This is a genomic window from Phenylobacterium sp. LjRoot219 (assembly GCF_964252995.1).
Classification (GTDB): domain Bacteria; phylum Pseudomonadota; class Alphaproteobacteria; order Caulobacterales; family Caulobacteraceae; genus Phenylobacterium.
The window spans coordinates 3,216,515-3,227,500 of record NZ_CAXUQI020000001.1 but is presented as its reverse complement, the minus strand read 5'-3'; the positions used below and the strand labels follow the sequence as shown (position 1 = coordinate 3,227,500).

The 10,986-nt window shown below is 67.1% G+C and carries 8 protein-coding genes, 1 tRNA gene and 2 rRNA genes (1 of these 11 running past the window's edge); 9 read left to right on the top strand and 2 right to left on the bottom strand.

Annotated elements, in window-relative coordinates:
• The 3 genes from ACSQ14_RS15770 to ACSQ14_RS15760 all read left to right on the top strand — a co-directional run.
• Positions 1–1,844, top strand: a 23S ribosomal RNA gene (locus tag ACSQ14_RS15770) (it extends 946 nt beyond the left edge of the window).
• Between the two features lie 93 nt (positions 1,845–1,937).
• Positions 1,938–2,052: ribosomal RNA gene (gene rrf, locus ACSQ14_RS15765) — 5S ribosomal RNA — on the top strand.
• Between the two features lie 59 nt (positions 2,053–2,111).
• Positions 2,112–2,188, top strand: a tRNA-Met gene (locus ACSQ14_RS15760).
• A gap of 139 nt (positions 2,189–2,327) precedes the next feature.
• On the opposite strand, the gene ACSQ14_RS15755 is transcribed toward ACSQ14_RS15760, so the two are convergent.
• The gene (locus ACSQ14_RS15755; RefSeq protein ID WP_436014417.1) at positions 2,328–2,702 is read right to left on the bottom strand and encodes a hypothetical protein; all 375 of its coding nucleotides are present in this window, start codon (positions 2,700–2,702) and stop codon (positions 2,328–2,330) included.
• A gap of 218 nt (positions 2,703–2,920) precedes the next feature.
• On the opposite strand from ACSQ14_RS15755, the gene ACSQ14_RS15750 reads away from it, so the two are divergent.
• The 5 genes from ACSQ14_RS15750 (at position 2,921) to ACSQ14_RS15730 (ending at position 9,082) form a co-directional block, all read left to right on the top strand.
• Positions 2,921–3,694 carry an SDR family NAD(P)-dependent oxidoreductase gene (locus ACSQ14_RS15750; RefSeq protein WP_436014415.1) on the top strand — a complete coding sequence of 258 codons (774 nt, stop codon included), beginning with the start codon at positions 2,921–2,923 and terminating at the stop codon, positions 3,692–3,694.
• A 112-nt stretch (positions 3,695–3,806) separates the two neighbouring features.
• Positions 3,807–4,367: a MarR family winged helix-turn-helix transcriptional regulator gene (locus ACSQ14_RS15745; protein WP_436014413.1), complete on the top strand. Its 561-nt coding sequence runs from the start codon at positions 3,807–3,809 to the stop codon at positions 4,365–4,367.
• Between the two features lie 3 nt (positions 4,368–4,370).
• Positions 4,371–5,435, top strand: a complete 1,065-nt coding sequence (locus tag ACSQ14_RS15740) for a phosphotransferase family protein (protein ID WP_436014411.1) — start codon at positions 4,371–4,373, stop codon at positions 5,433–5,435.
• 42 nt (positions 5,436–5,477) lie between these two features.
• Positions 5,478–6,707: a CaiB/BaiF CoA transferase family protein gene (locus tag ACSQ14_RS15735; protein WP_436014409.1), complete on the top strand. Its 1,230-nt coding sequence runs from the start codon at positions 5,478–5,480 to the stop codon at positions 6,705–6,707.
• 272 nt (positions 6,708–6,979) lie between these two features.
• Entirely contained in the window at positions 6,980–9,082 is a 2,103-nt protein-coding gene (locus ACSQ14_RS15730; protein ID WP_436014407.1) for a TonB-dependent siderophore receptor, read from the top strand.
• A gap of 82 nt (positions 9,083–9,164) precedes the next feature.
• Here the strand turns inward: ACSQ14_RS15730 and ACSQ14_RS15725 are convergent, their stop codons facing one another.
• Positions 9,165–9,806: a TetR/AcrR family transcriptional regulator gene (locus ACSQ14_RS15725; RefSeq protein ID WP_436014405.1), complete on the bottom strand. Its 642-nt coding sequence runs from the start codon at positions 9,804–9,806 to the stop codon at positions 9,165–9,167.
• Positions 9,807–9,956: 150 nt separating this feature from the next.
• On the opposite strand from ACSQ14_RS15725, the gene ACSQ14_RS15720 reads away from it, so the two are divergent.
• A complete protein-coding gene (locus ACSQ14_RS15720; protein ID WP_436014403.1) occupies positions 9,957–10,751 on the top strand; it encodes a phytanoyl-CoA dioxygenase family protein in 795 nt (264 codons plus the stop codon).
• The last annotated feature ends 235 nt before the right edge of the window (positions 10,752–10,986 follow it).

Genomic DNA, 10,986 nt, shown 5'->3' with positions numbered 1-10,986 from the left:
AACTCCGAATACCCAAGAGAACTATCCGGCAGACACACGGCGGGTGCTAACGTCCGTCGTGAAAAGGGAAACAACCCTAACCATCATCTAAGGCCCCCAAGTCACGGCTAAGTGGGAAACGATGTGGGATTGCTTTGACAACCAGGATGTTGGCTTAGAAGCAGCCATCATTTAAAGAAAGCGTAACAGCTCACTGGTCAAGCGATCCTGCGCGGAAAATGTAACGGGGCTCAAGCCGTGCGCCGAAGGTATGGGTTTGCAGTTTACTGCAAGCGGTAGCGGAGCGTTCCGTAAGCCTGTGAAGGTCAGCTGTGAGGCTGGCTGGAGGTATCGGAAGTGAGAATGCTGACATGAGTAGCGACAAAGAGTGTGAGAGACACTCTCGCCGAAAGTCCAAGGGTTCCTGCGTAAAGCTAATCTGCGCAGGGTTAGCCGGCCCCTAAGGCGAGGCCGAAAGGCGTAGTCGATGGGAACCAGGTGAATATTCCTGGGCCAGTTGGAAGTGACGAATCCCGTAAATTGTTAGGGCTTATTGGATTGCTCCTGGCAGTGAAGGGGTTCCTGGAAATAACTCCAACGGAGACCGTACCCGAAACCGACACAGGTGGACAGGTAGAGTATACCAAGGCGCTTGAGAGAACTATGCTGAAGGAACTCGGCAAATTGCACGCGTAACTTCGGGATAAGCGTGACTCACCTTGCGCAAGCAAGACTGAGTGGCACAGGCCAGGGGGTAGCGACTGTTTATCAAAAACACAGGGCTCTGCGAAGCCGCAAGGCGACGTATAGGGTCTGACGCCTGCCCGGTGCCGGAAGGTTAAAAGGAGGGGTGCAAGCTCCGAATTGAAGCCCCGGTAAACGGCGGCCGTAACTATAACGGTCCTAAGGTAGCGAAATTCCTTGTCGGGTAAGTTCCGACCTGCACGAATGGCGTAACGACTTCCCCGCTGTCTCCAGCATAGGCTCAGCGAAATTGAATTCCCCGTGAAGATGCGGGGTTCCCGCGGTCAGACGGAAAGACCCTATGAACCTTTACTACAGCTTCGCCTTGGCGTTAGTGACAACATGTGTAGGATAGGTGGGAGGCTATGAATCCGGGGCGCCAGCTTCGGGGGAGCCAACCTTGAAATACCACCCTTGTTGTTACTGACGTCTAACCGCGGTCCGTTATCCGGATCCGGGACATGGCGTGGCGGGTAGTTTGACTGGGGCGGTCGCCTCCCAAAGTGTAACGGAGGCGCGCGATGGTGGGCTCAGAGCGGTCGGAAATCGCTCGTCGAGTGCAATGGCATAAGCCCGCCTGACTGAGAGACTGACAAGTCGATCAGAGACGAAAGTCGGCCATAGTGATCCGGTGGTTCTGCGTGGAAGGGCCATCGCTCAACGAATAAAAGGTACTCTAGGGATAACAGGCTGATTTTGCCCAAGCGTCCACAGCGACGGCAAAGTTTGGCACCTCGATGTCGGCTCATCACATCCTGGGGCTGGAGCAGGTCCCAAGGGTTCGGCTGTTCGCCGATTAAAGTGGTACGTGAGCTGGGTTCAGAACGTCGTGAGACAGTTTGGTCCCTATCTGCCGTGGGTGTACGAAGCTTGAGAGGATCTGTCCCTAGTACGAGAGGACCGGGATGGACACACCTCTGGTGGACCTGTCGTGGCGCCAGCCGCGCAGCAGGGTAGCTAAGTGTGGAATAGATAACCGCTGAAAGCATCTAAGCGGGAAACTAACCTCAAAACAAGGCTTCGCCGAGAGCCGTGGTAGACCACCACGTTGATAGGCCAGGTGTGGAAGTGCCGCGAGGCATGGAGCTTACTGGTACTAATCGCTCGATCGGCTTGATCGTTCTTATCAAAACTCATGAACTTGAGCTTTGTCCTGCCGGACATCCTGCCCAACCGCAGGAACCGATGTCTTCACAGCGTATCGTCTTCGTTGACCTGGTGGTTTTGCCGGGGGGTCCCCACCCGATCCCATTCCGAACTCGGTCGTTAAGCCCCTCTGGGCCGATGGTACTTCGTCTTAAGGCGCGGGAGAGTAGGTCGCCGCCAGGTCTACCAAGACGATACGCATGATCATCCAACCTTCTCATCACAATCCGACCCGGTATTGCCGCGGGGTGGAGCAGTCCGGTAGCTCGTCAGGCTCATAACCTGAAGGTCACAGGTTCAAATCCTGTCCCCGCACCCAAACTTCGAACGGCCCCGCGAGCGCAAGCTCCGGGGCCGTTTTCGCGTTCCGGCTTGCGCCCTCTGCCGCGCTCCGCGCCAACGGGGGCGTGGTCGAGCTCGCAGACGCCCTTGCTGATCCCAGGCCGGCGCCTGGACCTCTATTGCGGAGTTGGACCTGTCGGACCGACCAGCAGTCCGGCCTCGCGGAGCGCGGCGAGGACCCGGCGCGCATCCTTGCGGTAGCCAGTCCAAAGCGGTCCACGATGAGTCGGGGTCTCGGGGTCCTCGCGACAGAGCGCGCGGGCGATGATCTCTTCCGACGTCTGGTCGGGCGACTGCGCGGGGCGGCCTCTGAGCGCGAATGCGGCGCCGAGCAAGAGGCTGGCCCCGGCGGCGAACCCGGCCGCGGTGAGCGGCCGACGAGGCAGGCCGCTGGAAAGCATCGGGGCGAGCTGGCCGGCGCGGTCCCAGATCCGTTCGAGCCAGCCGAACGCGCTGTGTTCCCGGTGCTCGAAGCCCGCCTCCATGCTCATCAGAAATCCCTCTTCATTGCGGCTGACTAACGGGCTTGGAATCTGGCGTTTCGTTGACGCTTTGGGCCGCAAACCCGGCGTCGCGGCGCGGCGAGGCTGCGGCCAAGGCGCGCAGCCGCTTCGCTCCTGTCGCGTGGGCGGGGGTGTGGCCGAGGGCCACGGTCCGTGGCCATACTGGCGGATCGCCCTGACCCGCGGGGCCCCGGGAGCGCCCGACGATGGATCGCGAACGACCGCACGATCGTAACGCCCGCTTTCAGGGCCGGCGCATCTATCTGACCGGCGCGGCCTCGGGCATCGGCCTGGCGACGGCGCGGCTGCTCGCCGAGGGCGGGGCGGCGCTGGCGCTGGTCGACCTCGATCACGCGGGCCTGGAGCGGGCCGCCGCGGAGACCGGCGGGCGGCCGTTCGTCGCCGACCTGCGCGACGGGGCGGCGATCGACGGCTCGGTGGCGGCGGCCGCGGCGGCGCTGGGCGGGCTGGACGGGGTGATCAACTGCGCCGGCGTCGGTCACGGCGCGCGTCTGGAAACGCTCGAGCCGGCTGAGTGGGAGCGCGTCCTGGCGGTCAATCTCAGCGCGCCGTACCGGGTCTGTCGTGCGGCCTTGCCCTGGCTGCAGGGGCAGGCGGACGCCTCGATCGTCAACGTCGCGAGCGGCATGGCGCTGTTGCCCACCGGGCCGGGGGTGTCGGCCTACGCCGCCTCGAAGGGCGGGCTGATCTCCTTCACCAAGGCGCTGGCCGCCGAGCTCGCGCCGCAGATCCGCGCCAATGTGGTGTGCCCCGGCCTGGCCAGCACCCCGATGACCGCGGGGCTGCTGCAGGGTCACTCTTCCGGCGACCCGCCGCCGCCGTTCCTTGCGCAGTACGCCCTGAAGCGCGCCGCCGACGCCACGGAGGTCGCCCAGGCGATCGCCTTCCTGTCGAGCCGCGAGGCCTCCTACATCACCGGCGTGGTGCTGGCGGCGGACGGCGGCCGGACCTTCCACTGAGGCGGTTTGGTGATTTGACGCCTCCGACTGAGGATGACACCTTGGTGTCATCTTAAGCGCCCTCGAGAGGCGCGGCGGCGACCTCCAACCGAGGTCGCAGGGAGGAAGACGGATGAGCCGCGCGCTCGGCGGGTCTGCGCTGCCGCAAGCTATCGTGCGTCCGCTGAACGCGGAGACCGATCCTGACGTCGGGGCCGGCGCCCCGGGCTCGTCTGCGTCGCTGATCTCGAACCCGATGATCCAGATGATCGACGAGGTCATCCGCCTGGGCGCGCGGCTGCGCGGCGTGTTCGCCACGGTGACGGCGGCCGCGGGGCTGTCGCCGATGGAGCTGACCGTGCTGACGGCGGTGGCGGAGGCGCGCACGCCGCCGACGGTGCCGCAGATCGGCCGCAGCCTCGGACATCCGCGGCAGGTGATCCAGCGCGCGGCGAACGCGCTGACCGACGGCGGGTTGATCGAGCCCGCGGCCAATCCCCATCACAAGCGCGCCCAGGTGCTGCGCGCCACCGCGGCTGGCCGGAAGCTGAAGGGCGAGGCCGACGCGCGCGCCCTGGCGGCCGCCGACGCCGCCTTCCCCGACGTCGACGCGTCGCAGTGCGAGCGCCTCGCCACCGAGCTGCACGCGCTGCGGACCCAGATCGAGGCGCATCTGCGCGCCAGGAGCAGCTGACCGATGTCCATGGGCTACAGCCTCGCCGAATTGGTCGACGTTCCGCGGCTGGCGGAATGGCTCGACGTGCATGTGCCGCAACTGGGGAGCGGGCCGCTCGCCGCCGAGCTGATCCACGGTGGCTTCTCCAACGTCGTCATCAGCCTCGACCGCGGCGGGCCGGAGACCATGGTGCTGCGACGGCCGCCGACGGTCCCGCCGCCGGGCAGCGAGCGGACCGTGCTGCGCGAGGCGCGCGTGCTGGCCGCGCTCGACGGCACGCCGGCGCCGCATCCGCGCTGCTACGGCGTCTGCGACGACGACGCGGTGATCGGCGCGCCGTTCTACGTGATGGAGCGGGTCAGCGGCTGGTCGGGCAAGGTGGTCGACCGCAAGGTCCAACACCAGGCGCCGTTCGACCGGATGCCGTTCGAGTACGGCATCCCCTTCGCGATCACCGACGCGCTGGTGGCGCTGGCCAATGTCGACTACCGGGCGGTCGGGCTCGGGGATTTCGGCAAGCCGGACGGCTTCCTGGAGCGGCAGGTCGACCGCTGGGCGAGCCAGCTGGCCTCCTACAAGGGCCGTTACGGCTACGCGGGACGCGATCTGCCGGGCTACGCGGAGGTCGAGGGCTGGCTGCGCGCCAGCACGCCCAAGGGCTTCCGGTCGGGGATCCTGCACGGCGACATCGGCACCACCAACATGATGTTCCGTCCCGACCCGCCGGTGCGGATCGTGGCCCTGCTCGACTGGGAGCTGTCGACCATCGGCGATCCGCTGATCGACCTGGCCTGGTTCTCGAACGGCCTGCGCGACGAGCGCATGCCCGATACGCCGGTCGATTCGGTGCAGGGCTCGGTCCACTGGCCGAGCCGGCAGGAGATCGCCCGCTACTACGCGGCCGGGACCGGGCGCGACATGTCCGAGTTCGACTACTACCTGGTGCTCGCTCAGTTCAAGGCGGGCTGCATCATGGAATACAAGGTCGCCCAGGCCGCCGCGGGCAAGCTTCCCAAGGACGTCGGAGAGTTTTTCTCCGGATCGTCTTCAACTGTTTCAAGAACGCCGCCGCATTGGTCCGCATGATCGGCTGATCGGCGGGGCGCAACTCAGGGAAGGTGTGGAGCCATGACCGCCAAGGTGATGCAGGGCGTCAGGGTGCTCGAGGTCGCGCAGTTCATCCTCGTGCCGTCCGCCGGCGCGATCCTTGCCGACTGGGGCGCCGACGTCATCAAGATCGAGCATCCGGGGCGCGGCGACGGGCAGCGGGGCTTCGCCAGCTTCGGCGGCACGCCGCTCGATCCGGCCCGCAACCCGATGGTCGAGCATCCCAACCGCGGCAAGCGCAGCGTCGGCGTCGACATCTCCACGCCGGAGGGACAGGCGCTGATCTACGAGATCGCCAAGACGGCGGACGTCTTCACGACCAGCTATCTGCCGCGGGCCCGGCAGAAGCTGAAGATCGACCTCGAGCACATCCGTGCGGCGAACCCCGACATCATCTATGCGCGCGGCACCGCCTACGGCGACAAGGGGCCGGACCGCGAGCGCAGCGGCTTCGACGGCACCGCCTTCTGGGTGCACAGCGGCCTGGCCCACACCATCACGCCGCCGGAGTTCGAGGTGCCGCTCGCCCTTAACATCGGCGGGTTTGGCGACTCCATCGGCGGCATGAACATCGCCGGCGGCGTCGCCGCCGCGCTGCGGCACCGCGACCGCACCGGCGAGGCGCTGGAGGTCGACGTCTCCCTGCTGAGCACCGCCTGGTGGGCGGCGGGCGCCGGCCTCGACACCTGCATCCAGACCGGCCAGGTCGTGCGCAACGTCGTGCCGAAGTCGGGCTGCGGCCCGTACAATCCGTTCGTCGGCAGCTACCGGACCTCGGACGGGGGTTCGATCACGCTCTTCATGCTGCAGCCGGATCCCTACATCGCCGACACCTTCGCCCATCTGGGGCTGAACGACTTCATCGGCGACCCGCGGTTCGCCGACCTGCAGGCGCTGACGGCCAATGGCGCGGTGCTCGGCGGGGCGTTCGCCGGGGCCTTCGCCGCCCGGCCCTTCGGCTTCTGGCGCGAGCATCTGAAGACCCTGAAGGGCCAGTGGGCGGCGGCGCAAAGCCTGCTCGACCTGGCCTCGGACGAGCAGGCGCTGGCCAACGACATGCTGTTCGAGGTCGAAGCCGCCGACGGAGGGGCGCCGATCCAGCTGGCGCGCGGGCCGGTCCAGTTCAATGGCGAACCGGTCCAGAGCACCCGCGCGCCGCAGGCCTCGGAGCACACCGAGGCCGTGCTGCTGGAACTCGGGCTGGACTGGGAGCGGATCGAGCGCCTGAAGTCGGCCGGCGCCATCGCCTGAGCCGAGACCCCAGCCGACCGCGTCAGAACGGGCGCGAGGCGGTCAGGATATAGGGCCCGCCGCGTTCGCGGGCCTCGGCGCTCGGACCCTTGCAGCGTGCGGCTGGGATCGGCTGTGGCGAAGCGGCAGTCGCGCGCGTGGACCATTCGCTCAGGCCGTAGCCGTGCGCCTTGATGTTCAGGCGCCGCTCGATAGCTCGGCAGTCGAATGTTGCAACTAACTCGCAAATGCAATAACTCCCCGTGCTCTAGTTGAGGCCTTGGGGGAATGCGATGCGCGGTAGTGGAGTCGGCCGCTGGGCGGCGGCGATCGGAATCCTGGCGGCGAGCGGCGCGCACGCGGAAGACGCGGCGGAGTCGGGCCGGGTCAGCGAGTTGGTGGTGACGGCCAGCGCGCTGGCGCCGGCGCTCTCGTCCAAGGCCGAGATTCCCGTGCTCGAAAGCAGCCAGGCCATCTCGGTCGTCGACCAGCAGCTGATCCGCGAGCAGGGCCTGCGCCGGCTGCCCGACGTGCTGTTCAACGTCGCCGGCGTGTCGCGCAACAACACCTACGGCTTCTTCGACGGCTTCAACATCCGAGGGTTCAACGGCTCGACCGGCGCGACCTACCTCGACGGCCTGCTGGACGACACCGGCTACGGCGCCAGCGAACTGCTGGGGCTCGAGCGCGTCGAGGTGGTCAAGGGGCCGGCCTCAGGCCTCTACGGCCAGGGCCCGCTCTCCGGCATCGTCAACCTGATCAGCAAGCGGCCGCAGGCCGAGCGCTTCGTCGACGTCTCGGCGGCGCTCGGCTCCTACGACCTGGTGGAGCTCGGCGTCGACGCCAACACGCCGCTGACCGACACCCTGGCTGGCCGGCTGAGCATGATCTATCGCGACCAGGACTTCTTCGTGCGCGCCTCGGGCCAGCGGCGCGTCTATGTCGCGCCGGCGCTCACCTGGCAGGTCACCCCGGACACCACCCTCACCATCCTCGGCCGCTATGTCGACGACGACATCAATCCCTGGTCGCCGACCACCGCCTACGGCACGGCGCTGCCCAATCCGAACGGGCCGATTTCCATCAAGCTGTCGATCAACGACGCGAAGTACCCGGCCATCCAGAAGAACGAGTACTGGAACCTGGGTTACGTCGTCGACCACAAGTTCAACGACGTGGTCTCCTTCCATCAGTCCCTGCGCTACCAGGATTTTCACAACAGCTGGGACCGCTGGCTGTTCGTCAGCTCGACCACGGCCGACTTCACGCAGGTAGGGCGCTTCTACTACGGGCCGTTCAACGAGCACGGGAAGTATTTCCGGGTCGATAGCAATCTCAGCCTGAACTTCGCGACCGGTCCGGCCGATCACCATGTGCTGGCCGGCGCCGATTACGGCGAGCGGCGGTCGGATCAGACCAACCTGTTCGACCCCGGCCCCTACTTCCTCGACATCTTCAATCCGGGCTACGGCACGGTGCGGTCGCCGAACCCGGCGGTCCCGGGCACCACCTACGCGTCCCGCACCGAGCAGAGCGGCGTCTATGTGCAGGACCACGTCAATCTCGGCGAGCGGATCGCCGTCACCCTCGGCGGCCGCTGGGACACGGCGACCAGCAAGATCAACAACAACGGCGTCGCCAACCCGAAGGTGAGCGACAGCGCCTTCAGCCCCCGCGCCGGCGCCACCTACAAGCTGACCCCGGGCGCCGCCCTCTACGTCAACTACGCCAAGTCGTTCAGCCCGCAGGGGACCTACAAAGCCTCGGACGGCTCGACCTTGCCGCCCGAACGCGGGGTCAACTACGAGGGCGGGCTGAAGGTCGCCCAGCCGAACGGCGCGCTCTCGGGCATGCTCACGATCTTCCAACTGACCCGGACCAATGTCGCCACCGCCGACCTGACGCCAATGGCGCCGCCCAACACCTATGTGCTGACCGGCGAGCAGCGCACCCGCGGCGTCGAGCTTGAAGGCGCCTGGCGGCCCGCGCCCGGGGTGGAGCTGACGACGGCCTACACCTACCTCGACGCCAAGGTCACCGCCGACAGCCGCCTGCTGGTCGGCGCGCGGCTGGCCAGCACGCCGCGTCACATCTTCAACGTCTGGGGTCGCTACACCTTCCAGGATGGCCCGCTGGAGAACCTCGGGCTGGCGCTTGGCGCGCACTATGAGAGCAACCGCCCGGCGAGCACCGCCTCGGCTGCGTCGCCGACCTTCTACCTCGACGGCTACACCCTGGTGGACGCCGCCGCCTACTACAGCTTCGGCGACTGGCAGGCCCAGGCGAACGTGCGCAACCTGTTCAACAAGCGCTATTTCCCGACGGCGTCGACGACGCGCACCACGCCGGGCGAGCCGCGGACCTTCGTGGTCAGCTTCTCACGGCGCTTCCAGTAGAGGCGCGTCTCCTCGCTCCAGCCGACGGCCCTGCGAGCCTGTGCTCGGGGGCCGTTTTCGTGTGCGCTGGACGCCGCCCCGTCTAGCGGATCAACGACGGTCCGACCGGGGCGGAAAGTCCGCTCGCGGCGACGTCGAGGGCGTCGTCGATCAAGCCTGCATCCGTGCCTGGATCTGCCGCCGGCGCCACCCGGTTGAAGACGCTGGCCAGCACCATGATGGCGATCAGGCGCAGGCGTTCTGAAAGCACCAGCGGCGGCGCGTCCGGGAGCGCGGCCTGCAACAGGCGCTGCAGTCGCACGGCCGTCGGCGCCAGGTGGAACAGATCCTTGAAGTGGCGGGGGCCATCGGGAGAGTTCAGCAGGGCGACGATGAACCGCGCGTAGACCCGCTGGCCGTCGCCGTCGACCGGCTGCAGCAGCGGCTTGAGGAAGACGTCGAGGAGGGCGCGGACCTCGTGCGAGCGGCCTTCCGCTTCGAGGCGTTCGAGCAGCGCTTGCTGCAGGTCCTCCACCTCGGTCATCCGCCGGGTGAGGATGGCCTTCACCAGGCCGGCCGCATCGCCGAAGTGGTACTGGACGGCGTAGTTGTTGCTCGATCCCGCGGCGGCGCCGATCTGGCGCAGGGACACCCCGTCCACTCCGTGCCGCCCGAACAACGTCTCGGCGACGGCGAGAATCCGCTCCGCCGACGACCTGTCTTCGCGTCTCTGCGGCTGCGCCACCGTGGCTCCGATCGGCAAATCCGAGGCCCACGGTTAGGCGATCGGCGCGGCCCCGTCGAGGGCGCTGGCGCACGATCTAAGACATTTGACTTACGCCGCGCAAATGCACATGCTTCGTCGCAATAACACGATCGCAGGGATGAAGTGTTCATGGCGGACACGGCGACCGCGGCTCGGCCGCAACCGACGACGGATCTCGACAAGGCGCTGGCGGACCTGAATGTCCATGGCGCCTGCATCATCGAGAACGCCCTGGAGGTCGCGAAGCTGGCGGAAGTGCGCACCGCGCTCTACCGCGCGGCCGAGGCGGACCGCACCTATGGCTGGGCCCAGCAGTACCAGTACGGCGGCGACGACCACGTCAACCAGCGGGTCTGGAACCTGCCGAGCCGCGATCCGGTGTTCTGCGACCTGGTCGAGCACCCGGTGGCGATGCACTTCGTGAAACAGGTGCTGGGCTGGCCGGCGCTGCTGTCCAGCATGTCGGCCAACATCACCGCCGGCGGCGGCCAGAGCATGATCCTGCACGCCGACCAGGGCTATATGCCGCCGCCGTGGAGCCGGCCGCTGGGCGTCAACGTGGCCTGGTGCGTCGACGACTTCACCGCCGAGAACGGCGCCACCTGCTACATCGCCGGCAGCAACCACTGGGACGGCCAGGGGCAGGGCCAGGACCTGGGGGACAAACTCGTCCCGCTGGAGGCGCCCGCAGGCTCGGCCATCGTCATGGAAGGCCGGCTGCTGCACACCAACGGCGTCAACCGCAACGGCGTGCAGCGGGCCGGAATCTTCAGCTGGTACACCCTGCCGATCTACCTGCCGCAGGAGAACTGGTTCCTCTCGCTGAACCCGGCGGTCCGCCAGTTCGGCTCGGAGACCCTGCAGACCCTGTTCGGCTTCCGCCCGCAGGTGATGGGCCGCATCAACGGCCTCGACCGGATCTGACTCGCGCCCCCTTCCCACGCGCGCATTCTGAACGTACGCTCAGGCGGAGCGCCGCGGGCGACGCTCGGGTTCGATTCGCGGGTTGACGCCGCCGCTCCAGGCGCGCTCGTCTTCTCTGCCGAACGCCATTCGGCCGCGCCGCGCGAGGCGCTGGGCGACTGCTCAGCAATCTGTTAGACGGCGTTAAAGACATCTCCGGACGGCCGCAGCGGCGGCCGTCACGGCATAGAATTCT

Excerpts from the sequence above, each read along its gene's own strand:
- ACSQ14_RS15755 (WP_436014417.1), bottom strand. The coding sequence starts at position 2,702 with ATGAGCATGGAGGCGGGCTTCGAGCACCGGGAACACAGCGCGTTCGGC.
- ACSQ14_RS15750 (WP_436014415.1), top strand. The coding sequence starts at position 2,921 with ATGGATCGCGAACGACCGCACGATCGTAACGCCCGCTTTCAGGGCCGG.
- ACSQ14_RS15745 (WP_436014413.1), top strand. The coding sequence starts at position 3,807 with ATGAGCCGCGCGCTCGGCGGGTCTGCGCTGCCGCAAGCTATCGTGCGT.
- ACSQ14_RS15740 (WP_436014411.1), top strand. The coding sequence starts at position 4,371 with ATGTCCATGGGCTACAGCCTCGCCGAATTGGTCGACGTTCCGCGGCTG.
- ACSQ14_RS15735 (WP_436014409.1), top strand. The coding sequence starts at position 5,478 with ATGACCGCCAAGGTGATGCAGGGCGTCAGGGTGCTCGAGGTCGCGCAG.
- ACSQ14_RS15730 (WP_436014407.1), top strand. The coding sequence starts at position 6,980 with ATGCGCGGTAGTGGAGTCGGCCGCTGGGCGGCGGCGATCGGAATCCTG.
- ACSQ14_RS15720 (WP_436014403.1), top strand. The coding sequence starts at position 9,957 with ATGGCGGACACGGCGACCGCGGCTCGGCCGCAACCGACGACGGATCTC.